Below are 24274 nucleotides of genomic sequence, written 5' to 3' on the forward strand. Positions count from 1 at the left end.
AACGGTCGCAGATGCATCCGGGGCGAAACATTCACGAATCCTTAAAGCCGGCGTCCTAGAGGTATCTGTCGTGCCCACCTCCAGATCGCCCGGGCGACGCACATGGAGCAAGCGTGACACACGCCGCTGACGTTGCCGATGCGGAGGCAGCAAGGCCCGCGGATCGGGCTAGGCAGACGCCCATTCTTCAGACCAAGGCCCTGGTGCCGATGGCGATTGCGCTCGGCTCGTTGCTGGCCGGCGCGATCTACACCTGGTTCGCCGGCGAGGACGTCAACTGGGACTGGCTGAACTACCACGAGTACAATGTCTGGGCCGTCATCACCGGCCGCTACGGCATCGATGCCCTGCCGGCCGGCTTCCAGACCTATTTCAATCCAACCGTCTATTTCCCGGTCTACTATCTGCGCCACCTGCTGCCGGTGCCCTATGGCCTGATGATCATGGGCGCGGTGCACGGGCTCAATCTGCTGCTGATCTATTTTCTGATGCGCGTCCTGCTGCGGGAAGCGGCGACGGCAAGCGCAATCGCGGCAGCGATCCTGATTGCCGCGGTCGGGCCGATGACGCTGTCGGAGGTCGGCACGAGCTTCTCCGACATTCTCACCGCGCTTCCGGTTGTTGCCGGCTGCATCCTGATCGTATCGGCGGATGGATCGCGTCCCGGACGTTACGTGCTCGCAGGTCTCCTGATCGGCGCGGCGGTCGGACTGAAGCTGACCAACGTCGCCTTTGCGCTCGGCGCGGCCGCCGCCGTACTGGTGGCGACCCGGCCGCTACTGGCGACTTTCTGCCTCGGCGTTGGCGGCGCGATCGGCGCGCTGGCGACGGGCGGTGCATGGGGGCTGATGCTCTGGCGCGAGATGGGCAATCCGATCTTCCCGCTCTTCAACGCCGTGTTCCAGTCTCCCGAACTGGTCCCGATGAACATCATGGACTGGCAGTTCATGCCCCGGGGCTTGCTCGATGCCCTGGCGTATCCGTTCTACTGGCTGGTCGGCGACAACAGGAGCTCTGAATATCCGTTCCGCGATGCACGATTTGCGGCCGTAACGATCCTGCTCGTGCTCGTCATCGGCCGAAGCCTCATCACCAACACGGCGATCCTCACGCGCCGCGACGTTCAGCTCCTGACGTTTTTCGTCGTCTCCTACGCGACGTGGCTCGCTTTGTTTGCGATTCATCGCTACGCCATTGTGTTGGAGCTGTTGTGCGCGCCCTTGATCGTCCTGCTGATCCACCGCAGCATCGCGGCGATGTCCGGATCTGCCTCGTCAGGCGCAGCTTCGATGCCGACGAATTCGATGATGCTCGTCGTAGCTGTCGCAATCGCGCTGTGGACGCAACCGGCGGATTGGTTCCGCCGTCCCTGGTCCAATCCGTACAATCCAACCATCTCGAAATCCCTCGAGCAGCCCGCCTTCTACTTTCTGGTCGACAAGCCGCTGGCCTATGTCGCTCCGCTGCTGCCACCGCAGTCGCGGTTCTTTCAGATCGCCGACATCGCCCTGCCCATCATGCCTGACGGCCAGTTCGACCGCCGCATCCGCACCGCGTTGAAAGATCCGCTGCCGGGCGGCGCATGGGCATTGCATACGCGCGGCAAGCCGATCCGCGAGCCGCTGCTCGAGCGCTATGGTTTGCGCGTCGATGCTTCCCGCCCGTGCGTCGAAATCGAAGGCGCGTGGCTCGGAACTGCGATTAACGCCTGTCCGCTGACGGCGCGCGAGTAGCTCAGCACCGGCCCTGGACGCGGCCCTCTCGCCAACTTGGCGCCGCTTAACGAGCCCTGTCCCAGCGCGCGATGTTCCTGCATCAGGGGACGAAAAAAGTTAACCACATATTAACCAATGTGGCAGTCTCGCCCTATTTCCGGCGCAACCGACTCCGCCACGCGCGAATCCGATTCCGGTTTGTTCTCAAATTAATAACCGTGGCCCCGAACACCCTGTGGACGACGCCGCTTTGGCCTGTGGATGGACTCAGGGGTCAGTTGCGCAGATTCCGCAAATCACATCACTTGAGCTTCGGCAGGCCCCAAGACGATCAGCGATCACGGGGATTGCAGCCGGCAGCGCCGCATCAGTTCAGCGCGCACCGTGCTCCACGTGCGTATCAGAAGAATTCAAGAAACAGGGTCGAGACGGCATGTCCCTCCTCGAAAGCATTTTTGATTCCAGGAATAACCCGCTCGCGGCAGTCGAGGACATTGCCGCCGAGAACAACTGGGCGTTCGAGCGTTCCGGCGAAGACGAAGTCACGATCGTCTCCAAGGGCAGCTGGACCGACTACCATCTCTCCTTCACCTGGATGCCCGAGATCGAGGCGCTGCACCTGGCCTGCTCCTTCGACATGAAGATTCCGCCGGCCCGTCGCGCCGAGGTGCAGCGGCTGATCGCCGCCGTCAACGAGCAGCTATGGGTCGGCCATTTCGACATCTGGACCCATACCGGCATGATCATGTACCGGCAGGCGCTGGTCCTGCCGGGCGGGCTGACGGCTTCGACCTCGCAATGCGAGGTCATGCTGGCCGGTGCCATCCACGCCTGCGAACGTTACTATCCGGCGTTCCAGTTCGTGGTCTGGGCCGGCAAGAGCGCGGCCGAAGCCATGAGCGCGGCGATGTTCGATACCGAGGGCGAGGCTTAAGGCCCCTGCTTCGACACACTCACTGTCGTTCCTGCGAAAGCAGGAACCCATACTCCGTGACCGCTGGGCTCAAGCAAACTGCTTGTGGCCCCTTCTGAGCTTTACTAGAACCGACTGTGGTTATGGGTCCCTGCGCCCGTGCGCAATTGCGCATCAGGCAGGGACGACGGCAGAGCTTGTGGTGACGACATTGAACAGCACCAACGCACTTCAAAACCTCCACGGCACCATTGCGCTGGCCGGCGCCGGCAAGATGGGCGGTGCGATGCTGACAGGATGGCTGGCGGGCGGCCTCGACGCCAACCGTGTGCTGGTCGTCGAGCCCCACCCGTCCGACGAGATCAAGGCGCTCGCCGCCAAAGGCGTCCGCCTCAATCCAAAGGATGCCGGCACGGCCGATACGCTGGTGGTGGCAGTGAAGCCGCAGACGTTTCCCGAAGCGGGGCCGGCACTGAAGCCCCTCGTCGGGTCGAGCACGCTCGTCGTCTCGATCATGGCCGGCACGACGATTGCGGCGCTTGAAAAAGTCTGCGGCGGCATGGTGGTTCGCGCGATGCCGAACACGCCGGCGGCGATCGGCCGCGGCATTACGGTTGCGGTGCCCGCGAAGAATGTCAGCGCCGCGCAGCGCGCCACCGCCGATGCGCTGCTGCGTGCCACCGGATCGGTCGAATGGGTCGACGACGAAGGCCTGATGGATGCGGTGACCGCCGTCTCCGGCTCCGGCCCGGCGTATGTGTTCCTGCTCGCCGAAGAACTCGCGCGCGCCGGCGTCGAGGCCGGCCTGCCGGCGGAGCTTGCGACCAGGCTCGCGCGCGAAACCGTCGCGGGCTCCGGCGAATTGCTGCATCGCTCGGAACTTGCTTCCGCCACGCTGCGCCAGAACGTCACCTCGCCCGGCGGCACCACGGCAGCCGCACTGGAAGTGCTGATGGCCAAGGACGGAATGCAGCCGCTGATGATCCGCGCGATCGCCGCAGCGACGAAGCGCTCGAAGGAATTGGCGAAGTAGGTGGTCTCGTAGGGTGGGCAAAGGCGCCCTTGCGCCGTGCCCACCATCTATCGGCGCTGCTATTGATGGTGGGCACGCTTCGCTTTGCCCACCCTACGCATTGAGTTCGCGGCTATCTCCCCGCAAACCGTTTCGTAAACATCTCTGTATTAACGAGCCCGCGGGCATGGCGGCCGTCGCCGATCTTGCGCTCGCCCTCGAAGGCTTCGACCTCGAAGCGGATCACGCGGCGCTCGACGGCCATGACCTTTCCGGTGACCCGCACGGTGGCCCCGACCAGCGAGGCGCCGAGATGGCGGATGTCTACTTCGGTTCCGACCGTGATCCAGCCCGGCTGGAGATGGGACCTGATGGCGTCGCTCGAGGCCATCTCCATTTCCAGGATCATCATTGGCGTCGCATAGACCATCGGCATATCAGGCACGAAATGCCCGACCGTGCGCTCGGGCGGAACGACGAGCGTCCGCTCCGCGCTCATGCCGACCTTGATGAAATCGCGTGCGTCCATGGATCGCTCCCCTTCCCTCTCCCCTTGTGGGAGAGGGTGGATCAATCGCGCGAAACGCGCGATTGAGACGGGTGAGGGGTCTGTCTCCGCAAGTGAGTCCCTTGCATTGGTATTCGCGGATATAACCCCTCATCCGGCGGACTACGTCCGCCACCTTCTCCCACAAGGGGAGAAGGAAAAAAGATCGAGTTACTTCTTCGCCGCGGCAGCCGCCGCCGCGCGCTCCACAAAGGTCTTGCCGCCCTTCATCTTGTGGGCCAGCGGCGCCTCGTTGATCTGGATCACGACTGCATCGGCATCGACGCCGAGGTTCTTCACCAGCGCCTGGGTGATGTCGCGCATCATGCCGGCCTTCTGCTCGTCGGTACGGCCAGCGGCCATGCTCACGGTAATCTCAGGCATCGATAACTCCCTTTTGCTCTTGCGTATTCGGTAAGCTGTCATTGCCGGGCTTGACCCGGCAATCCATCATTTTGAAGATGGATACGCGGGTCAAGCCCGCTTATGACGAAATCAGCTATCCCCACTTCACGTCATGGCGCGCCAGCACTTCGCGCACCTTGGCGACAATCTCGCTTTCGCCGCAGGAAAACTGCGCCGGACGGGTCTCGCGCCATTCCTGATTGGAAGCGATCGCAGCCGCGGCTTTCGCACCCTCGATCAGATCCTTGATCTGGATTTCGCCGCGCGCCTTCTCATCCGAGCCCTGGATGATGACGCAAGGCGAATTGCGGCGATCGGCATATTTGAGCTGGTTGCCCATGTTCTTGGGATTGCCGAGATAGAGCTCGGCGCGAATGTTGGCGTTGCGCAGCTCTGCGACCATCTTCTGGTAGTCGGCGACGCGGTCGCGGTCGAACACGGTGACGACCACGGGCCCGAAATCCGGGCGCGTGTCGAGCTTGCCGATCATCGTCAGCGCCGCCTGCAGGCGCGATACGCCGATGGAGAAACCGGTCGCCGGCACCGGCTCACCGCGGAAGCGCGAGACCAGGCCGTCATAACGACCACCGCCACCGACCGAGCCGAAGCGCACGGGGCGGCCCTTTTCGTCCTTGGTCTCGAGCAGCAACTCAACCTCGTAGACGGGGCCAGTGTAGTATTCGAGGCCGCGCACGACGGTCGGATCGATCACGACACGATCCGATCCATAGCCCGACGCCGTCACCAGCTTGCTAATGGCGTCGAGTTCATCGCGGCCTTCCTGCCCGATCTTGCTGTCACGCAGCCGCGCATCGATCTGCGCACCCTGCTCGATCGCACCGACGACCAACGCGATGTCATCCGCCTTGAGACCAGCTCCCTTGGTGAAATCGCCCGACTCATCCTTGCGACCCTCACCGAGCAATTGCTGCACGCCCGAAATACCGAGCCGATCGAGCTTGTCGATCGCGCGCATCACGGTCAGCCATTGTCCGTCATCGGCTATACCGAGCGCATCGCGCACCCCATCAAGCACCTTGCGGTTGTTCACCTTCACCACATAGGAGCCACGGGGAATGCCGAGCGCTTCCATCGTGTCCGCCGCCATCATGCACATCTCGGCGTCCGCGGCCGGCGAGGCAGAGCCCACCGTGTCGGCATCGAACTGCATGAACTGACGGAAGCGGCCGGGGCCCGGCTTCTCGTTGCGGAACACGTAACCGAAGCGATAGCTGCGATACGGCTTTGGCAGCGCGTCGAAATTCTCCGCGACATAGCGCGCGAGCGGCGCGGTCAGGTCGTAGCGCAGCGAGATCCACTGCTCGTCATCGTCCTGGAACGAGAACACGCCCTCGTTCGGTCGGTCCTGGTCGGGCAGGAATTTGCCGAGCGCGTCGGTGAACTCCATCGCCGGCGTCTCCACCGGCTCAAAGCCGTAACGCTCGTAGACTTCACGGATTTTCTCGACCATCTGGCGCGTGGCCGCGATTGCGGCCGGGCCACGATCTTCCAGCCCGCGCGGCAGACGCGCCTTCAGTTTCTGCGGTTTTTTCGGTTTCTCGGCCATGGCGGCTAGGTACCAGCCGAGGCGCGGCAGGGCAACCCGGGCCGGTGGCCCGGAAGGCGCCGCCGCCTTTTCTCCCGACTTGCCTTAAGGGGATTCCATCCTGGCCCGAAGCGCATCGGCGTCCGCCTTGGGCATTGATTTCAGGAGCGGTTTGATGGTCTCGCCGCCGACGATCTTGTCGTTGCGCATGAACATCCAGTCCGAGATGTCGGCTTCCTTGAACTCAGCCGCATCGCCGGCCTTCTTGCCGGGCAGATCACGCGGTACATTGGCGAACTTTCCCGAATAGTGACCGTCTCCGATCTTCTTCACATCGGCCATCCAGATGTGCTCGTTACCGCTTCCGCGTTTGGGAAAGCGTGCCTTGAGGGAGTGACCGGTCTCTGACGGCTTTCGGGCATCGTAGGAGGCCCAGAACGCCGGCAGCGAGGCCCGCGCCTTTGCGATGGCAGCATTCATTTCCGCATTGCCGGAGTTGACGTCGATCACCGGGGAGCGGTCCTGAGCCCTGACGGCCCCCGTGGGGGAGCCGAGAACCGCAAGCGCCGCGCCGAAGGCAGCCACCACGACGCATTTGGAGCATGTTGAGAGAGCTGAGGTCATGGTCACCATTTCATGAACCGAATTCTGTCCACAATCCGGGGAGTTGGTCGCACAAAGGTGCTGGAGAGTTCACGACGCCCCGCACGCCAATCCAGGAACCACACTTTGCGCGCCGAATTATTGTAGGTCTCCAAAGGAGAGATCTATGAAGAAGCTCATCACCGTCGCCTCTCTTATGCTCCTGTGCGGCTCGGCCGTTGCCCAGAACACCGGCCCCGCGCCGCAGACCGGCATGGAAAAGCCGGGAACGACGAGCGGCGCCAAGCCGGACGGTTCGATGGACACGACCGGCATGAGCGCAAACAAGGGCAATATCAAAAGGGACAAGGACGGTGCGCCGGCCCCGAAGAACGAGAAGAAGTAAGTCGCTCGCCAGCGCGGCGAGCGCATCAAGCTCCAAGGGAAAAGTCGGGCCTCAGGCAGCCGCAGCCGCCTTGCCCTTAGGCTGCACCTCGGCGGTGTAGTCCGCCATCAACTGCTCACAAATCTTGCCGGGCGTGAACTTCCAGTTCGCGATCTCGGAGACCGGCGTCACCTCGGCGGCGGTGCCGGTGATGAAGCACTCGGTGAACCCATCGAGTTCTTCCGGCTTGATGCGGCGCTCGATCACCTCGATGCCGCGGCGCCTGGCGAGGTCGATCGCGGTGGCGCGGGTGATGCCGGGAAGGAAGCAGTCGGCGATCGGCGTGTGGATCGTGCCGTCCTTGATGAAGAAGATGTTGGCGCCGGTGCATTCGGCCACCCGTCCCTGCCAGTCCAGCATCATGGCATCGGCATAGCCGGCGCGCTCCGCCTTGTGTTTACTGATGGTGCAGATCATGTAGAGACCCGACGCCTTGGCCATCGCCGGGGTAGTCGCCGGATCGGGCCGCCGGTATTCAGCCATGCCCATGCGGATGCCCTTCAGCTTCTCGGCCGGATCGAAATAGCTCGGCCAGTCCCAGGCCGCGATGGCGAGGTGAATGGTGTTTGATGGCGCCGACACGCCCATCATCTCCGAGCCGCGCCAGGCGATCGGGCGCAGATAGGCGTCCGGCAGATTGTTCTTGTCGATCACGAACTGCTTGGCGGCGTCGATCTCGGCGACTGACCAGGGAATCTCGAAATCGAGGATGTTGGCCGAGGCCTTCAGGCGCTCGGAATGCTCGGTGCTCTTGAAGACCGTGCCGCCATAGGCGCGCTCGCCCTCGAACACGCAGCTCGCATAGTGCAGGCCATGGGTCAGGACGTGGACGTTGGCGTCGGCCCACGGCACCAGCCTGCCATCGTACCAGATGACGCCGTCGATCTTGTCGAACGAAACTCCCATGGTCTCCTCCCGGATTGGCACTGTTTCGATGAGCCGCACGCCAGCCTCGCGCGACTCGACGAGACGCGCGCCACCTGGCGCTTAAGAGTGATCTATCGCTTGCGCGGCGGAATAATTCCGCCGCCGGTCAAAGGACCTTTCTGACCCAATCGTGCGGATCCGTCGCACGGCCGTACTGGATGTCGACGAGCTTTTTGCGCAGCCCCATGGCGACAGGGCCGGCGACACCGCCGCTGATCGAAAAATCGCCGCTCGCCGAACGCACCTTGCCGATCGGCGAGATCACGGCCGCGGTGCCGCAGGCGAACGCCTCTTTCAGCTTGCCGCTGGTGGCATCCGCGCGCCACTGATCGATCGTGTAAGGCTCCTCGCGCACGACCGTGCCGGAATCCTTTGCCAGCGCGATGATCGAATCGCGGGTGATGCCCGGCAGGATGGTGCCGAGCGGCGGCGTCGAGAGCGAGCCGTCGTCGAACACGAAGAAGACGTTCATGCCGCCGAGTTCCTCGACATAGCGGCGCTCGACTGCATCGAGGAAAACCACCTGATCGCAGCCGTGCTCGATCGCCTCGGCCTGCGCCCGCAAGCTTGCGGCGTAGTTGCCACCGCACTTGACGGCGCCGGTGCCGCCGACCGCGGCGCGGGTATAGTTCTCCGACACCCAGATCGACACCGGCGCGGGTCCGCCCTTGAAATAGGAGCCGACCGGCGAAGCGATGACGGCGAAGATATATTCCGCCGAAGGCTTCACGCCGAGGAAGACCTCGCTCGCGATCATGAAGGGCCGCAGATAGAGACTGCCCTCGCCGCCCGGTATCCAGGCGCTGTCGATGCGCACGAGCTGTTCGACCGCTTCGATGAATATGGCTTCGGGCAGCGGCGCCATCGCCATGCGCTCGGCCGAATTCCTGAAGCGCCGCGCATTGGCGTCGGGGCGGAACAGGTTCACGCCATTGTCGCGCTTGTAGGCCTTCAGGCCTTCGAAGATCTCCTGCGCGTAGTGCAGGACGGCCACGGCCGGATCGAGCTGGAAATTGGCGCGGGATTCAACGCGTGCGTCGTGCCAGCCCTTGGCCTGGTCGTAGCGGACGATCGCCATGTGATCGGTGAAAACTCGGCCGAAGCCGGGGTCCGCGAGCCTTGCCGTGCGCTCCTTCTCGGAGGTCGGGTTCGCCGCCGGCTGAATTTCGAATTTTAAGCTCATTCCCTTGCTTCCCGCTGTCGAAATCGGCGCGATTTGGCGCCGGCCTGCCTCTGTGGGCCTGCTGGCCTGATAGGTCTGGACCTTCACCACCACGCGGCCGGTTCCTGCGCCGTCATGTCCCCGAGGACATGCTTTTGCGGGATGACGAAGTCCAGTATGTTTGCCGAAATGCCGCTCGACAATCGCACGGTAGTTCAATTTGCGGCCGTTGCCGCCATCGTTGGCTTTTTCCGGCTGCCTGACACGTCACCAAGTTCGAAACGACTTAAAGTTTCGTCGTGGCTAGCAGTTTTGTAACATTGAACCCAAGATATGTCAACATGACTGACATAAATTTCTCAAGGGGCCCAACCAACCCCGATTCGCAGGGGGCCACCAGCCCTGCCCCACGGCTTGCCGAACTGCGCTGGGACATCATCGAGCTCCTGTTCTTCGCCTATCGCGACTTTGTGGGCGACGCCGACCATGAGCTCGAGGCTTTCGGCTTCGGCCGCGCCCATCACCGGGTGATGCATTTCGTCTACCGCTATCCAGGGCTCAAGGTCGCCGACCTCCTGGATGTCCTGCGGATTACCAAGCAGTCGCTTGGCCGCGTGCTCAAGCAGTTGCTCGATGAGGGCTACATCGTCCAGAAGACCGGCAACAACGACCGACGGCAGCGCCTTCTTTACGCCACCCCGAAAGGCGAAGCGTTGGTGGCAAAGCTCGCAGGGTTGCAGACCGATCGCATTACCCGCGCGCTCCGGGACATCAACCCCGAAGGCGTCGCGGCGATCAGCCAGTTCCTGCGCGCGATGATCGATCGCGACGACCCCGACAAGGTGTTGGAGGCGATCTTCGGGACCGGCAGCAAGAAGCCTAGGGAGTGATCGTGGCGCAAGGAGCAACCATGGCTACAGCCACCGCGCGCGCGCCGCGGCAACTGGCCGACGACGCGCCGCATCTGCTCCTGGTCGACGACGACCGCCGTATCCGCGATCTGCTGTCGCGGTTTCTGTCCGGCGAGGGCTATCGCGTCACGACGGCGTCGAGCGCGACCGACGCGCGCTCCAAACTGCTCGGCCTGCATTTCGATCTCCTGATCCTCGACGTCATGATGCCCGGCGAAACCGGGTTCGACCTGGCGCGGTTCATTCGCACCTCGTCCTCGGTGCCGATCATCATGCTGACGGCCCGCCATGAGGCGGAGGCGCGGATCGAGGGCCTGCAGATCGGCGCCGACGATTATGTCGCCAAGCCGTTCGAGCCGCGCGAGCTGATCTTGCGGATCGGCAATATTCTCAAGCGCTCGGCGCCGCCGCCGGTGGAAGCGCTGGAGCAGATCGCGTTCGGCCCCTACGTTTTCCATCTCGATCGCGGCGAGCTGCGCGAGGGTGAGGAGATCATTCACCTGACCGACCGCGAGCGCGAAATGCTGCGCATTCTGGCCAATAGCCCCGGCGAGACGGTGCCGCGCGCGGCGCTGACCAGCGGCGGCACGGTGAACGAGCGCGCGGTCGACGTGCAGATCAACCGCCTGCGGCGCAAGATCGAGCGCGATCCCGCCAATCCGCTGTTCCTGCAGGCGGTGCGTGGCATCGGCTATCGCCTGGTGGCGTCGCCCTGAGCCAGCCATGAGCACGCTCGACACCGGCCTGACGCTCATCCGCAATGCGTCGCAACGCGTCTCCAGGGCCAATGGCTGGATGGGTAACGCGTTCAAGAGCTGGATGCCGACCGGCCTCTACGCGCGCGCGCTCCTGATCATGATCGTGCCGATGGTGATCCTGCAAACGGTCGTGGCGTTCGTGTTCATGGAGCGGCACTGGAACACGGTGACGCGACGCCTGTCGGCTGCGGTGGTGCAGGACATCGCCAGCCTGATCGACGTCTACAAGGCGTTTCCGCAGGACAAGGACCGCGCACAATTGCGGCGTATCGGCCAGCGGCTGCAACTGGTCGTCGATTTCCTCCCCGTCGGCGACATGCCGCAGCCCGGACCGAAGCCGTTCTTCTCGCTGCTCGACCAGACGCTCTCGGTGCAGCTCGGCCGCCAGATCGGCCGTCCTTTCTGGATCGACACCGTCGGCAAATCCAACCTGGTCGAAATCCGCATTCAGCTCGACGACACCGTGATGCGGGTGTTCGCGCAGCGCAGCGCCGCCTACGCCTCAAATTCAGAGATCTTCATCTTCTGGATGCTCGGCACTTCCTCGATCCTGCTGATCGTCGCGGTGCTGTTCCTGCGCAACCAGATCAGGCCGATCCTGCGGCTGGCGGAGGCCGCCGAAAGCTTCGGCAAGGGACGCGAGGTGCCTAACTTCCGCGCGCGCGGCGCACGCGAGGTGCGGCAGGCGGCGCAGGCGTTTATACAGATGAAGGCGCGCGTCGAGCGCTCGATCGAGCAGCGCACCGCGATGCTCGCCGGCGTCAGTCACGACCTGCGCACCATCCTGACCCGCTTCAAGCTCGAGCTCGCACTGATCGGCGACAGTCCCGAAGTCGACGGCATGCGCAAGGATGTCGACGAAATGGCCGGCATGCTGGAGGCCTATCTCGCCTTCGCGCGCGGCGACAGCGGCGAGATCGCGCAGCCCACCGACATGACGATGGCGTTGGAAGAACTGCGCAGCGATGCCGAACGCCACGGCCACACCGCGACGGTGTCATTCCATGGCCTGCCTGTGGTGACCGTGAAGCCGGCCTCGTTCAAGCGCTGCATCGCCAACCTCGTCTCCAACGCGGCACGCCACGCCAACACGGTCGCCATTACCGGTCACCGCGATCACCGCTATCTGACCGTGACGGTCGACGACGATGGGCCCGGCATTCCCGTCAACATGCGCGAGGAAGTGTTCAAGCCGTTCCTGCGGCTCGACGATGCCCGCAACCAGGACGAAGGCGGCACGGGCCTCGGGCTTGCGATCGCCCGCGACATCGCCCGCTCGCATGGCGGCGACATCACGCTCGGCGAAAGCCCGATGGGGGGATTGAGGGCGGCGGTAAGGGTGCCGGTGTAGGCTCCGCGTAGCCCGGATGGAGCGAAGCGAAATCCGGGAAAGATGCCGCATCCGACGACTTGCCCCGGATTTCGCTTCGCTCCATCCGGGCTACGACGCTAAGACACCTCACTTCTTCGGAATCAGCGCCTTCATCTTTTCCATGTCCTTGACGTTCATCTTCATGCCGCCGGGCATGATGATGTCGCCAGGCTTTTGATCGGCCTTGCAGGCGCCGACCCATTTGGCCTCGATCGTGCTGTTGCTGTCGCGCGCGGCGCCGGCCAGGCCCCCCTCGCTCTGCGAGCTCGTTTTCACGGTGTAGGCGGAATTGAAGTCGCCGGTGATTTCGGCGCGTGACTTGACCGTGATGCCGCTAATACCGCAGACGGAATCGGTGACATAGCCGGTCGCCGTCTTCTGGATATCCTGCTTGGAGCAGATCTCCTTGGCCATCGGCGCCATGGCCGTGCTCATGTCCTTGTCCGTGGTCGCGTCGGTGCACTGCTGCATCGTCATCTCGGGTACCGACCCGCCGCTCAGCACCTTCATCTCCCAGAGTCCGGCCTTGCGCATCGGCAATTCCACGGCGACGGCGCCGCTTGCCGGCAACAGGGCAAGCAAACCGGCAACCGAACAGGACACAAGAAGCAGTCGTCTCATGCGTGAGCTCCCCTGAATTCTTCAACGCTATCGTGCGCGCGCGAAGTGACACACGCTTTGCGTGGCGAAAACATGTCCAGCCGGGGAAAGCTTGGAGGCCGCGCTCAGTAAAGCGTGCGTAGCGGCCGCTCGGCGGCGCCATAGGGCACCCAGCGGCAGGCAAACGAGACATACCCGCCGTAATTAGGCTGCACGCCGAGGAATTTCACCACCTTGCCGTAGCGGGCGCAGTGATCGACGGCGAGCTGGCGGGCATCGGCCTGCCTCGCGAGCGGATAGGCGATGATGCCGCCGGTGTCATTGCCCTTGAACGGCGGCACCGTGTCGATGTCGAACCACTGCGCCTGCGCCGGCGCCCCCGCCAGCATCCCGCCCAAAACTACCAAGGACATGGCAATCAGGCTCGCGGCCAGAATTCTTCGCATCGCAGACTCCATTTCGCTCGACCCTCACCATAGTGTGCGCCGATGGCCATGAAAAGAATGGTTGCAGCACGGGGCGGAGTTGGTCGTCAGGTGTTGCCGCGCTGCACTTGACCTTGTCGGGGCTTCGCGGCACCGTCCCCTGCGTTGGTTTACCGGCGGATTCCCCATGCGCAACCTGTTCACATCCTTGAGAGCCCTCGGCCCGACGGCTGCGGCGCTCGCCCTGCTGGTCTCCAGTCACGCCGCCCAGGCCGCCAATCCGTTGGAGCTGAATTTCGGCCTGTTCGGCCCGAAATATGACGGCCGAGTCGCCGAATGCGAGCGGGCACTGTCGACTATCGCCTCGCAATTCCAGGAGAAGGAAGGCAAGTTCTGGAATTCGGCGCTCGTGATCACCGGCTTTGGCCGGATCCATGAGACCGCGTTTCGACCTTGGCAGTCCGACAACATTCCGCGCCGCTACTGCAGCGCCGACGTGATGCTGAGCGACGGCAAGATGCGCAGCGTGCATTACTCGATCATCGAGGATGGCGGCTTTGCCGGCTTCGGCCAGGGTGTCGAATGGTGCGTAACCGGGCTTGACCGCAACTGGGCCTATAGCCCGGCCTGCAGGGCTGCTCGGCCCTGATCTCAGGTTTTTGGCCGGTTGGGCCGATCGGAGCGCGCCGAATTTGCGCGCTTCTCGAATTTTGTTCTTGAAATGTTCCGGTTCCCTGCTAGGCTAGCGGTAGTCCAGTAAAGGGGCGTTCGATGCACCGGTTTGTTATTTCGCGACTTCTGATTTCGCTGACGCTTGTTGCCGTCTCCGCCGGGCTGGCGTTCGCCCAGGACCGCCGGCAGAACGCCCCGGGCGAGTTCGATTTTTATGTCCTCGCGCTGTCATGGTCGCCCTCGTTCTGCGAGGCGGCGGCCGAGCGTGGCAATAGCGGACGCTCACAGGTCCAGTGCAGCCGCCCCTATTCGTTCGTCGTTCACGGCCTGTGGCCGCAATATGAGCGCGGCTTTCCCGAATATTGCCAGCGGCCCTCGCCGCGGCTCGACCGCAACATCATGACCTCGATGCTTGACCTGATGCCGGCCCCCGGCCTGATCTTCAACGAGTGGGACAAGCATGGCACTTGCTCCGGCCTCGGCGCCCGCGCCTATTTCGAGAGCGTCCGCAAGGCACGCGCAGCGGTGAAAATCCCGGAGGAATTCCTCGAATTGTCCGAGCAGAAGATCCTCGCCCCCGGAGATCTCGAGGCCGCCTTCATCAAGATCAACCCGGGCCTTAGCAGCTCAGCGATTTCGGTAATCTGCTCGAGCCGCCGCCTGAGCGAGGTTAGGATCTGTCTGAGCAAGGACATGCAATTCCGCGCCTGCGAGGAAATCGACCGTCGCACATGCCGACGTGACGAGGTGGTGATGCCGCCGGTGCGGGGCGGTTGAATTCCGCTTCCGTCATGCCTGCCCAGCCATAGCAATCCGCTTTGCGCAGACTGGCTACACCTGTCTGCGTCCCGGTCATCCACGGCTTTTATCGTCGTCTGCAAGGCGCGTGGATGGCCGGGCCCTTTTCTCCGCCAAAGCTGCGTCAGGCCCGAATATCCAAGCTGGCGTGATCGCCGAAGCTCAGTCGCGCCGATCCATTACTACCGTGATCGAAAACGAGCGAATCGTTCGAGCCCTTGAAGTTTACAGCGGTCCTGCCGAGCTGCTGGGTGACGATAACATCATCCAGCGAATAACCACTGATCGCGAAATCAACGCCGTCGCCGGGATTGAAATGACCGATTAAAAGTTTACGCCCGTGGCGACTCCGGCAATCTCACCAATTCAATGGAGATGTCATCCTGCCGCTCGCAGCCTTGACAACGTGGGTTACTTTCCTCGCCCCAATGTCGTAACCCCTCTCCTCATGAACTACCGACACGCCTTTCACGCCGGCGGCTTTGCCGATGTCATCAAGCACATCGTGCTGGTGCGCATGCTGACCTATCTGCAGGAAAAGCAGGCGCCGTTTCGCGTCATCGACACCCATGCCGGCGCCGGGCGCTACGATCTCACCGGTGAGGAAGCGCGCCGCGGCGGTGAATGGCTGACCGGTATTGCGCGGGTGATGCAGGCGCGGTTTTCGGAAACCGCGCTGCCGCTGGTGACGCCCTACCTCGATATCGTCAGGGCATTCAACGCGCCGGGCACGCTCGAGGCCTACCCGGGATCGCCCCTGATCGCCCGCGCGCTGCTGCGACCGCAGGACCGTTTGACAGCCTGCGAACTCGAGTCCGGCGCACGCAAGCAACTGATCGATGCGTTGCGCCGCGACAGCCAGGCTCGGGTGGTCGATCTCGACGGCTGGACGGCGCTACCGGCGTTCGTGCCGCCCAACGAGCGGCGCGGTCTGGTGCTGATCGATCCCGCGTTCGAGCAAAAGGACGAGTTCGAAAGGCTGGGCAGCGCATTCGCCGAGGCCTATGCCAAATGGCCGACCGGCAGCTATCTGATCTGGTATCCGGTTAAGAGCCGTCGCGCCACCGATACGCTGGCGCGGCTGGTCGCAGGCGCTGCCGCTGCCAGCAAGCCAGCCGGGAAATGTCTCCGGCTCGAATTCAGTGTCGCTCCACAGGAGGCTGGTGGCCCCCTCACTTCGACCGGGCTTTTGATCGTCAATCCGCCGTGGACGCTTGCGGGTGAATTGAAGACAGTTCTACCCGAACTCGAAAAACCGCTCGGCCAGGGCGGTGCCGGCCGGTTCAGGCTGGAGACGCCCAAGCCTTAAGAGTTACGCCTAAAGCGCCCGGCTTCGCGCGAAAAGTGCGAATGGACCGTAGGCAATTTACGCGAAACCGTATTATGCTCAAGCCGTTGGGACTGGCTTTACGTTCCGCTTCCGCGAATGGTTGCGGCGGAGTGATCAAGGCCGAATAAATCCAGGCCGATCGGTGGCATTGATCCCGATCAACCTAGGTGGCCAAGCTTCCGGCAGTGAATGTCCGGTCGGCCGATACGCGAGGTACGCGTAGGGGCAGAGCAATACGGGGGAGGAGTTTCCCGATGGCCATGACTGGAACAGTCAAGTTCTTCAACGGAGAACGCGGCTACGGCTTCATCAAGCCCGATGACGGTGGTCGCGATGTGTTCGTTCACATCACCGCCGTCGAACGGGCCGGATTGAAGGATTTGACTGAAGGGCAGCGCATTACGTTCGAGGTTGAACCGGACAAGAAGGGCAAAGGCCCTAAGGCGGTCAACCTGGTTATTTCATCGTGAGCTGACGCTCGCGCGGAACGCGGACTGAATTCCTGCTGCAAAGACTACGCTGGGCGCGGCACCGCTGCCCAGAGCGTCGGGACTCGTGACGCAACATGCGAGCCAACATGAAGGCAAAAAAATCCCGGCGACTTGCTGCCGCCGGGAGATGGTAGCCATCAGTTTCTTGTTTTCAGAAGCGATAGTTCACGCCGGCCCGTATCAAGCCGAACCGGTAGCCGTTTGACGCACCTGTAACGACGAAGTTGCTGTTGGCCAGATCGACATAGAGATATTCGATCTTGGCGCTCCAATTCCTGTCCAGGCCCACCTCGGCGCCGGCGCCGAGCGTCCAGCCCGCATTGGTATGGGATTCCGTCAGGCCGAACGTGGCGGCGCGCAGCTCGCCGAAGGCGAGACCGCCGGTGCCGAAGAACAGCACGTTGTTGAACGCAAAGCCGGCGCGGCCGCGAACCGTGCCGAACCAGGGATTGGAAAACTTCCACGGCGCGAAGGTCTCTTCGGCGCCGGTCGCCTGAATGTCGCCCTCGAGGCCGAATACCCACGGTCCGTTCTGCCAATTATAGCCGGCCTGGACGCCGCCCACGAAGCCGGACGGCTTGGTCGGATTGTTTGCGACCGATCCCCAGGCATAGCCGAGATTGCCGCCGAGATAGGGGCCGGCCCAGCTATAGGCGTCGAACCGCTGGTTGCCGGTATACGTGCGTCCGTAATTGAGGTCGGCCGCCCCGGCAGACAAGGTCCAGCCTGCAGCGATCAGCGCCAGCGCGCCTGACACCACCTTGCTCATCACGCAACTCCACGCAACACCGCGACCCGCCGGTCGAAGAGACCGGCCTGGTTACGGAACTCCACTTTTTTCGCTAAGATTTATCGAGAGTTTTAAGTTAAAGGCTTGTTAAGCCGGATTACCTGCCCGCTCATCATTCTTAAGATCGCGTTACCGTCGCCCTCCCCGGCGAACGGCTGGCGATGCTGCCCTGCAGCGCTTAATTTAGGCCCCATGGATCACGATTCTACCGACCATCCGAAGCCTCCACGCAAGGCGCGGCGGGGTTCCCAGCCGGATTTACCGCCACAGGACCTGACCGTCGCCGACGTCGATCCCGCGACGTCAGCCGCCGAGGAGGACGATGAGGCACGCCTACCGGAAGCGCCCGAGGAGCCTGCCGAGGCGATTGCCGAAGGTACGCTGGCGGTCGGCCACACCGCCATCGAAAACGCGGTACGGCTGGCGCCGACCTCGCCCGGCGTCTACCGCATGCTCAATGCCTCCAGCGACGTGCTCTATGTCGGCAAGGCCAAGAACGTCCGCAAGCGGCTGTCGTCGTATGCCCGCGTCAACGCGCCCTTGCCGGCGCGCATCCTGCGCATGATCGCAGCCACCGTGACGGTCGAGATCGTCTCCACCACGACCGAGACCGAGGCGCTGCTGCTGGAAGCCAACCTGATCAAGCAGCTGCGGCCACGCTTCAACGTGCAACTGCGCGACGACAAGTCGTTTCCCTACATATTGATCACCGGCGACCATTGGGCACCGCAGATCCTCAAGCATCGCGGTGCGCAAACAAGGCCCGGACGATATTTCGGGCCGTTCGCCTCCGCCGGCGCCGTCAACCGCACCATCACGGCGCTGCAGCGCGCGTTCCTGATCCGCTCCTGCACCGACGGCTTTTTCGAAAGCCGCACCCGGCCCTGTCTGCTCTACCAGATCCGCCGCTGCTCGGGGCCATGCACGCGCGAGATCGATTTTCCCGGCTACAGCGAACTGGTGCGCGAGGCGAACGATTTCCTCTCCGGCCGCAGCCACGCCGTGAAGCAGCTGCTCGCCGCCGAGATGGAGAAGGCATCCGCCGAGCTCGAATTCGAGACCGCGGCGCTGTACCGTGATCGTCTCGCCGCGCTGTCGGCGATCCAGTCGCAGCAGGGCATCAATCCGCGCACCGTGGAAGAGGCCGACGTATTCGCCATCCATCAGGAAGGCGGCTATTCCTGCGTGGAAGTATTCTTCTTCCGCACCGGACAGAACTGGGGCAATCGCGCCTATTTCCCGCGCGCGGAGAAGTCGTTCACGCCGGAGGAAGTGCTGGCCTCGTTCCTCGCGCAATTCTACGACGACAAGCCGCCGCCGAAACTCATCCTGCTGTCGCATGAGATCGACGAATGCCAGTTGCTTGCCGATGCGCTTTGCGTGAAGGCCGGCTACAAGGTCGAGGTCTCGGTGCCGAAGCGCGGCGAGAAAAAGGAACTGGTCACGCATGCGCTGACCAATGCGCGCGAGGCGCTTGGCCGCAAGCTCGCCGATACGGCGACGCAGAGCCGCCTCCTGGAATCGATAGCGGCCACGCTCGGACTGCCGCAGGTGCCCAAACGCATCGAGGTCTACGACAACAGCCACATCCAGGGCACCAACGCCGTCGGCGCGATGATCGTGGCGGGACCGGATGGCTTCATCAAGAATCAGTACCGCAGGTTCAACATCAAGTCCGAGGGACTGACGCCCGGCGACGACTACGCGATGATGCGCGAGGTGCTGGAGCGGCGCTTCAAGCGGCTGTTGAAACCGCCGGAGGGCGACGCGGCCCAAGGAAAAACTGGAGCGAAAGCCGACGACGATTCGTTCCCGCAATGGCCCGACCTCGTCATCATCGACGGCGGCCGCGGCCAGCTCAACGCGGTCAGGGAGATTTTTGGCGGTCTGGGACTGACCCAGGTCTCACTGATGGCGGTGGCGAAAGGCCCCGACCGCGATGCCGGGCGGGAGACCCTGTTCATGCCCGACCGCGAGGCCATTAAGCTAGAACCGCGCGATCCCGTGCTGTATTTCATCCAGCGGCTTCGCGACGAGGCGCATCGTTTCGTGATCGGCTCGCACCGTAAACTGCGGAAAAAGGACATCAGGGAAGCCGGTTTGCAGGAAATCCCGGGCATCGGCCCGTCACGCAAACGTGCCTTGCTGCATCACTTCGGAACGCTGAAGGAAATCGAGCGCGCCTCGATTGCGGACCTCGGCAAGGTTCCGGGCGTTAGCGCCGAAAGCGCCCGCAAGATCTTCGAGTTTTTCCATGCACAGGCGGGTTAAGGGGACTTCCAGTTGTAAGGCATGTCATTTAGGCGTCGCCTGCGACAGATGATCTAGACCCGCACGGTTGACCTTCACGTTCCAGCGGTATTGGTAAGACGGATGAACATCGCAACAGCCAAAGGGCAGACCAAGACCCTGTCCCTGCCGAATATCCTGACCTACGCCCGTATTGCCGCCATTCCGGTGGTGGTCGGCTGCGTTTTCGCCCAGTCCATCCTGGACGGCCCTCTGTGGCTGCGCTGGGTGGCCTTGGCCGTCTTCATTGCCGCTGCGGTGACGGACTACCTCGATGGCTACTATGCGCGAATCTGGGACCAGCAATCCGCTTTCGGCCGGATGCTCGACCCGATCGCCGACAAGCTGCTGGTGGCATCCTGCCTCCTGATGCTGGCAGCCGACAGCAGCATCCATGGCTGGACGCTTTGGGCCGCCATCGTGATCCTGTGCCGCGAGATCCTGGTCTCGGGCTTGCGGGAATACCTCGCGGCGTTGCGGGTCAGCGTGCCCGTGACCAAGCTGGCGAAATGGAAGACCACGATCCAGCTCGTCGCGATCGGCTTCCTGATTGCCGGTGAGGCCGGCGAGCAGATCCTGCCCCAGACCACCCTGATCGGCATCGTCCTGCTGTGGATGTCGGCGATCTTCACCATCTACACCGGCTGGGACTATTTCCGCGCCGGCATCCATCACCTCATCAAGGAGGATGAGGGATGAGGGTCAAATACTTCGCCTGGGTGCGCGAGCGGATCGGCGTCGCCGAGGAAAACGTCGAGCCGCCGGCCGAGGTACGCACGGTGAGCGATCTGATCGGCTGGCTTTCCAGCCGCGGCGAGACTTACGCCTATGCCTTCGAAAAGCCGAAGGTGATCCGCGCCGCGATCGACCACGCCCATGTCAAGCCGGACGCCGCGATATCAGGCGCGCGCGAGATTGCATTTTTCCCGCCGATGACCGGCGGTTGACCTTTACCCATGTCCGTCACCGCGACCATTCGTATCCAGGAAGCCGATTTCGACGCTGCGCAGGAGATCGCGGCGCTCACCAAGGGTCGCACCGATATCGGCGCTGTCGTCACCTTCAGCGGCATCTGTCGCGGCAGCGAGAACGGCGAACCGATCGCGGCGCTGACGCTCGAGCATTATCCCGGCATGGCGGAAGCCGAGATCGGCCGCCACGCCGATGAAGCGCTGTCGCGCTGGCCGTTGCAGGGCCTCACCATCATTCACCGGTTCGGCCGCATCGCGCCGGGCGAGAACATCGTGCTGGTGGTGACGGCCTCACCGCATCGCCAGGCAGCCTTCGAAGCAGCGGAATTCCTGATGGACTACCTCAAGACCAACGCGCCGTTCTGGAAGCGCGAGGAAAGCAAAAAAGGCACGAGCTGGATCGAAGCGCGCGACCATGACGACGCTGCCGCGGCGCGCTGGACCAAATCCTGATGGCCAGGCGTGCGAAACCGGCGGCCAAGCGCAGCGCCAGCCAGACGAAACTACCCAAGGTCGGTGCGGGCGAATTGCTGACGCTGCTCGATTTCGTCCGCTACGCCGTCAGCCGCTTCGTCGAAGCCAGGCTGGTATTCGCACACGGCACCACCGATCCGGTGGCGGAAGCCGCCTTCATCGTCTGCGAGGCGCTGCATCTGCATCCCGACCAGTTCGAGAGTTTCGCGACCGCACGGGTCACGGCGGTCGAAGGCAAGAAGATCCTCGATCTGATCGCGCGCCGCGTCACGACGCGAAAGCCCGCGGCCTATCTCGTCAACAAGATCTACATGCGCGGCCTGCCCTTCTATGTCGACGAGCGCACCATCGTGCCGCGCTCCTTCATCGGCGAATTGCTGGACCAGCATTTCGGCGGCGACGGCGACGACGAGGCCGGTTCGCTGCTCGCGGACGCGGGCGCGGTGGAAAGCGTGCTCGACCTCTGCACCGGCTCGGGCTGCCTCGCCGTTCTGGCGAGCCGGAATTTTCCGAATGCCGCGGTCGACGCGGTGGATATTTCAAAGGACGCGCTCGAAGTCGCCGCACGCAATGTCGGGGACTACAGGCTTGAGGATCGCCTCACGCTCTACCGCGGCGACCTGTTCAAGCCGCTAAGCGGCAAGCGCTATGACCTCATCATTTCCAATCCGCCCTATGTCGATGCGCAAGGCATGGCCGACCTGCCGCGCGAATGCCGCGCCGAGCCGAAACTCGCCTTCGACGGCGGCGCCGACGGTCTCGATATCGTGCGCCGCATCCTCGACGAGGCGTCCGCCCACCTGACGCCGCAGGGCGGGCTGTTGTGCGAGATCGGCCGCTGCCGTCCGCAGCTCGAAGCCGCCTATCCGCACCTGCCGCTGCTCTGGCTCGACACCGAGGATTCCGAGGGCGAAGTATTCTGGATCGCCGCAGCGGATCTCTGAATTTGCTGCAGTTGCGCGCAAATATCACGGCGCGCCGGCGTTCCCGTTCCGGGGCGAAACTGATAGTTTGGTGCTAGCCCAACGCCCCAGACATCAAGAGGCCGCCCATGCTGGACAAGAGCGCCCGCCCCACCCCCGTCAACGTTCCAAACGATCTCGCCGCGCACTGGATGCCGTTCACCGCGAACCGGGCGTTCAAGGAGAACCCGCGGCTGCTCGCCGGCGCCAAGGACATGCACTATTTCACCGTCGACGGCCGCAAGATCATCGACGGCGCCTCGGGCATGTGGTGCACCAATGCCGGCCATGGCCGCATCGAGATTTCATCCGCGATCGCCAAGCAGGCTGAGGCGCTGGACTACGCGCCGCCGTTCCAGTTCGGCATTCCGCAGGCGTTCGAACTCGCCAGCCGCATTGCCGAGTTGGCGCCCGCCGGGCTCGACCACGTGTTCTTCTGCAATTCCGGCTCGGAAGCGGCCGACACCGCGCTCAAGATCGCGCTGGCCTATCACCAGATCAACGGCCAGGGCAGCCGCATCCGCCTGATCGGCCGCGAGCGCGGCTATCATGGCGTCGGCTTTGGCGGCACCTCCGTCGGCGGCATCGTCGGTAACCGAAAGCTGTTCGGCTCGCTCTTGACCGGCGTCGACCATCTGCCGGCGACCTATGACCGCGAGAAGCAGGCCTTCAGCAAGGGCGAGCCGGAACATGGCGCGCATTTCGCCGATGAGCTTGAGCGGCTCGTCAATTTGCACGGCGCCAACACCATCGCTGCCGTGATCGTCGAGCCGATGGCGGGATCGACCGGGGTGCTGCCGGCGCCGAAGGGCTACCTCAAGCGGCTGCGCGAGATCACCCAGAAGCACGGCATCCTCCTGATCTTTGACGAGGTGATCACCGGCTATGGCCGCCTCGGCTTCGCCTTTGCCGCCGAACGCTACGGTGTGGTGCCTGACATGCTGACCTTCGCCAAGGGCATCACCAACGGTGCTGCCCCGATGGGAGGCGTGCTGGTGCGCGACACCATCCACGACGCCTTCATGAGCGGGCCGGACTATGCCGTGGAATTGGCCCATGGCTACACCTATTCCGCGCATCCGCTGGCCTGCGCGGCGGGCCTTGCCACGCTCGACATCTACCGCGACGAGAAACTGTTCGAACGCGCGCGTGAGCTCGAGCCGAAATTCGCCGACGCCGTGATGTCGCTCCGCAAGGAAGCTGATGTCGTGGATATCCGCACCGTCGGCCTGACCGCCGGCATCGATCTCGCGCCAACAGCCGATGCGCCGGGCAAGCGCGGCTTCGCCGGGCTCAACAGCGCCTTCCACGATAATGACCTCATGGTGCGGGTGGCCGGCGACACCCTGGTGCTGACCCCGCCCCTGATCATCACCGAAGATCAGATCGGCGAGATCATCGACAAGGTCGCCAAGGTGATCCGCGCGACGGCGTAGCTATCGCATCGGCTCTGACCGGGTAGGAACATTCGAAACCAGCCCGCGTTCATTCCACCGGCGGGAAGCGATCACGCTTCCGCCGGTTGAGGAATGCGGACATGCTCGCGCCTTCGAGCAGCTTGCTGCGCGCCGGGATGGAACTGAAGCTGAACCAGATCAAGCTGGCGACGCTATCCTATCTGCGCGACCGCACCGGTCAGGCGACCTCGACGATCACTTCTTATGCCATCGCCGCCGGCCTGTTCGCCGCGGCCGGCATTTTCATGATTGCCGCCTGCCTCGTCGGCATCACCGCGCTGTTTCGCTGGATCGAGATCCATTACGGGCAGTTCTGGGCTTTCGGAGCGGTCGGCGCCTTGCTGGCAATGATCGCCACCATTTGCGCGGGGCTCGCTGTCGTTAAACTCAGACAAAAGACGCCGCACTTCCCCTCGCTCGCCAGCCGCCTGCGCGTGGCGGTCAAGGCCGGTCCGTTAAAACCAGACCAGATCGGAGCCGCGAGGGACACCGCCAGGTCGATTCTACAGGCACCTCCGGCTTCGCCAGCGAGCAGCCGCCGGTCCCCCTCAAGGGACAGCAGGCCTTTGCAGGCCGGCGTCATCCTGATGGCGACGTTGCTGGGCCTGGCGGTAACGCGACGGCGACGGCAGGCGCGACAGATGGACATCTGACGGCGTGGCACGCAGCCTACGGGATGACTCTCGGTTTCCAGTTCCGGCCGTGTCCAAAGAACACTAG

The 24274-nt window shown here is 63.5% G+C and carries 28 protein-coding genes; 19 read left to right on the top strand and 9 right to left on the bottom strand.

Annotated features, from left to right (window positions below; genetic code table 11):
• The first annotated feature begins 113 nt into the window (after positions 1 to 113).
• From CQ12_RS13780 to proC, 3 genes are all read left to right on the top strand, one after another.
• Positions 114 to 1733, top strand: a complete 1620-nt coding sequence (locus tag CQ12_RS13780) for a glycosyltransferase 87 family protein (protein WP_157088197.1) — start codon at positions 114 to 116, stop codon at positions 1731 to 1733.
• A gap of 415 nt (positions 1734 to 2148) precedes the next feature.
• Positions 2149 to 2649: a type III secretion system chaperone family protein gene (locus CQ12_RS13785; RefSeq protein WP_057835851.1), complete on the top strand. Its 501-nt coding sequence runs from the start codon at positions 2149 to 2151 to the stop codon at positions 2647 to 2649.
• A gap of 190 nt (positions 2650 to 2839) precedes the next feature.
• Complete coding sequence (proC, locus tag CQ12_RS13790; RefSeq protein ID WP_430642206.1) at positions 2840 to 3661, top strand: pyrroline-5-carboxylate reductase; 822 nt, start codon at positions 2840 to 2842, stop codon at positions 3659 to 3661.
• A gap of 112 nt (positions 3662 to 3773) precedes the next feature.
• On the opposite strand, the gene CQ12_RS13795 is transcribed toward proC, so the two are convergent.
• The 4 genes from CQ12_RS13795 to CQ12_RS13810 form a co-directional block, all read right to left on the bottom strand.
• Positions 3774 to 4169 carry a thioesterase family protein gene (locus CQ12_RS13795; protein WP_057835852.1) on the bottom strand — a complete coding sequence of 132 codons (396 nt, stop codon included), beginning with the start codon at positions 4167 to 4169 and terminating at the stop codon, positions 3774 to 3776.
• 189 nt (positions 4170 to 4358) lie between these two features.
• Positions 4359 to 4613 (bottom strand): tautomerase family protein, encoded by a 255-nt coding sequence (locus tag CQ12_RS13800; protein ID WP_156434660.1) that lies wholly within the window; start codon positions 4611 to 4613, stop codon positions 4359 to 4361.
• Positions 4614 to 4686: 73 nt separating this feature from the next.
• Positions 4687 to 6159, bottom strand: coding sequence for a histidine--tRNA ligase (gene hisS, locus CQ12_RS13805; RefSeq protein WP_057835853.1), 1473 nt, complete (start codon positions 6157 to 6159; stop codon positions 4687 to 4689).
• An 84-nt stretch (positions 6160 to 6243) separates the two neighbouring features.
• Positions 6244 to 6762, bottom strand: coding sequence for a YegJ family protein (locus tag CQ12_RS13810; protein WP_057835900.1), 519 nt, complete (start codon positions 6760 to 6762; stop codon positions 6244 to 6246).
• Positions 6763 to 6907: 145 nt separating this feature from the next.
• Here CQ12_RS13810 and CQ12_RS13815 point away from each other — a divergent pair, with 145 nt between their 5' ends.
• Positions 6908 to 7126, top strand: a complete 219-nt coding sequence (locus CQ12_RS13815; RefSeq protein WP_057835854.1) for a hypothetical protein — start codon at positions 6908 to 6910, stop codon at positions 7124 to 7126.
• 51 nt (positions 7127 to 7177) lie between these two features.
• Here the strand turns inward: CQ12_RS13815 and CQ12_RS13820 are convergent, their stop codons facing one another.
• Positions 7178 to 8071 carry a branched-chain amino acid aminotransferase gene (locus tag CQ12_RS13820; RefSeq protein WP_057835855.1) on the bottom strand — a complete coding sequence of 298 codons (894 nt, stop codon included), beginning with the start codon at positions 8069 to 8071 and terminating at the stop codon, positions 7178 to 7180.
• Between the two features lie 127 nt (positions 8072 to 8198).
• Positions 8199 to 9275: a branched-chain amino acid aminotransferase gene (locus CQ12_RS13825; protein ID WP_057835856.1), complete on the bottom strand. Its 1077-nt coding sequence runs from the start codon at positions 9273 to 9275 to the stop codon at positions 8199 to 8201.
• A gap of 320 nt (positions 9276 to 9595) precedes the next feature.
• Between CQ12_RS13825 and CQ12_RS13830 the strand changes: the two genes are divergently transcribed.
• Genes CQ12_RS13830 through CQ12_RS13840 form a run of 3 tightly spaced genes read left to right on the top strand, consistent with a single transcriptional unit; the run spans position 9596 to position 12274 of the window.
• Positions 9596 to 10144 (top strand): MarR family winged helix-turn-helix transcriptional regulator, encoded by a 549-nt coding sequence (locus tag CQ12_RS13830; protein WP_057835857.1) that lies wholly within the window; start codon positions 9596 to 9598, stop codon positions 10142 to 10144.
• A gap of 20 nt (positions 10145 to 10164) precedes the next feature.
• Entirely contained in the window at positions 10165 to 10881 is a 717-nt protein-coding gene (locus CQ12_RS13835; protein ID WP_057835901.1) for a response regulator, read from the top strand.
• A 7-nt stretch (positions 10882 to 10888) separates the two neighbouring features.
• Positions 10889 to 12274, top strand: a complete 1386-nt coding sequence (locus CQ12_RS13840) for an ATP-binding protein (RefSeq protein WP_057835858.1) — start codon at positions 10889 to 10891, stop codon at positions 12272 to 12274.
• A 108-nt stretch (positions 12275 to 12382) separates the two neighbouring features.
• Here the strand turns inward: CQ12_RS13840 and CQ12_RS13845 are convergent, their stop codons facing one another.
• Entirely contained in the window at positions 12383 to 12916 is a 534-nt protein-coding gene (locus CQ12_RS13845) for a DUF3617 domain-containing protein (protein ID WP_057835859.1), read from the bottom strand.
• Positions 12917 to 13020: 104 nt separating this feature from the next.
• The gene (locus CQ12_RS13850) at positions 13021 to 13341 is read right to left on the bottom strand and encodes a hypothetical protein (RefSeq protein ID WP_057835902.1); all 321 of its coding nucleotides are present in this window, start codon (positions 13339 to 13341) and stop codon (positions 13021 to 13023) included.
• Positions 13342 to 13507: 166 nt separating this feature from the next.
• On the opposite strand from CQ12_RS13850, the gene CQ12_RS13855 reads away from it, so the two are divergent.
• From CQ12_RS13855 to CQ12_RS13875, 5 genes are all read left to right on the top strand, one after another.
• On the top strand, positions 13508 to 13969 hold the full coding sequence (locus tag CQ12_RS13855) for a hypothetical protein (protein WP_057835860.1): 462 nt from the start codon (positions 13508 to 13510) through the stop codon (positions 13967 to 13969).
• A 122-nt stretch (positions 13970 to 14091) separates the two neighbouring features.
• On the top strand, positions 14092 to 14769 hold the full coding sequence (locus CQ12_RS13860; protein WP_057835861.1) for a ribonuclease T2 family protein: 678 nt from the start codon (positions 14092 to 14094) through the stop codon (positions 14767 to 14769).
• 109 nt (positions 14770 to 14878) lie between these two features.
• Positions 14879 to 15118 carry an ACT domain-containing protein gene (locus tag CQ12_RS13865; RefSeq protein ID WP_057835862.1) on the top strand — a complete coding sequence of 80 codons (240 nt, stop codon included), beginning with the start codon at positions 14879 to 14881 and terminating at the stop codon, positions 15116 to 15118.
• 120 nt (positions 15119 to 15238) lie between these two features.
• Positions 15239 to 16099, top strand: a complete 861-nt coding sequence (locus tag CQ12_RS13870) for a 23S rRNA (adenine(2030)-N(6))-methyltransferase RlmJ (protein ID WP_057835863.1) — start codon at positions 15239 to 15241, stop codon at positions 16097 to 16099.
• Between the two features lie 275 nt (positions 16100 to 16374).
• A complete protein-coding gene (locus CQ12_RS13875) occupies positions 16375 to 16590 on the top strand; it encodes a cold-shock protein (protein WP_028350729.1) in 216 nt (71 codons plus the stop codon).
• A gap of 172 nt (positions 16591 to 16762) precedes the next feature.
• On the opposite strand, the gene CQ12_RS13880 is transcribed toward CQ12_RS13875, so the two are convergent.
• Complete coding sequence (locus CQ12_RS13880) at positions 16763 to 17380, bottom strand: outer membrane protein (protein WP_057835864.1); 618 nt, start codon at positions 17378 to 17380, stop codon at positions 16763 to 16765.
• Between the two features lie 213 nt (positions 17381 to 17593).
• Between CQ12_RS13880 and uvrC the strand changes: the two genes are divergently transcribed.
• The 7 genes from uvrC to CQ12_RS13915 all read left to right on the top strand — a co-directional run bounded on the left by uvrC (position 17594) and on the right by CQ12_RS13915 (position 24207).
• A complete protein-coding gene (uvrC, locus tag CQ12_RS13885; RefSeq protein ID WP_057835865.1) occupies positions 17594 to 19672 on the top strand; it encodes an excinuclease ABC subunit UvrC in 2079 nt (692 codons plus the stop codon).
• A 102-nt stretch (positions 19673 to 19774) separates the two neighbouring features.
• Complete coding sequence (gene pgsA, locus CQ12_RS13890) at positions 19775 to 20389, top strand: CDP-diacylglycerol--glycerol-3-phosphate 3-phosphatidyltransferase (RefSeq protein ID WP_057835866.1); 615 nt, start codon at positions 19775 to 19777, stop codon at positions 20387 to 20389.
• Entirely contained in the window at positions 20386 to 20637 is a 252-nt protein-coding gene (gene moaD, locus CQ12_RS13895) for a molybdopterin converting factor subunit 1 (RefSeq protein WP_057835867.1), read from the top strand. Before pgsA ends, moaD begins: the two co-directional genes overlap by 4 nt.
• A 9-nt stretch (positions 20638 to 20646) precedes the next feature.
• Positions 20647 to 21114, top strand: a complete 468-nt coding sequence (locus tag CQ12_RS13900; RefSeq protein WP_057835868.1) for a molybdenum cofactor biosynthesis protein MoaE — start codon at positions 20647 to 20649, stop codon at positions 21112 to 21114.
• The gene (gene prmB / locus CQ12_RS13905; protein ID WP_057835869.1) at positions 21114 to 22079 is read left to right on the top strand and encodes a 50S ribosomal protein L3 N(5)-glutamine methyltransferase; all 966 of its coding nucleotides are present in this window, start codon (positions 21114 to 21116) and stop codon (positions 22077 to 22079) included. The genes CQ12_RS13900 and prmB overlap by 1 nt, the downstream gene beginning before the upstream one ends.
• A gap of 107 nt (positions 22080 to 22186) precedes the next feature.
• The gene (aptA, locus tag CQ12_RS13910) at positions 22187 to 23533 is read left to right on the top strand and encodes an omega-aminotransferase AptA (protein WP_057835870.1); all 1347 of its coding nucleotides are present in this window, start codon (positions 22187 to 22189) and stop codon (positions 23531 to 23533) included.
• Between the two features lie 122 nt (positions 23534 to 23655).
• Positions 23656 to 24207: a phage holin family protein gene (locus tag CQ12_RS13915; RefSeq protein ID WP_347337426.1), complete on the top strand. Its 552-nt coding sequence runs from the start codon at positions 23656 to 23658 to the stop codon at positions 24205 to 24207.
• The last annotated feature ends 67 nt before the right edge of the window (positions 24208 to 24274 follow it).

Origin of the sequence: Bradyrhizobium jicamae, assembly GCF_001440395.1 — a bacterium.
GTDB classification, from domain to species: Bacteria; Pseudomonadota; Alphaproteobacteria; order Rhizobiales; family Xanthobacteraceae; genus Bradyrhizobium; species Bradyrhizobium jicamae.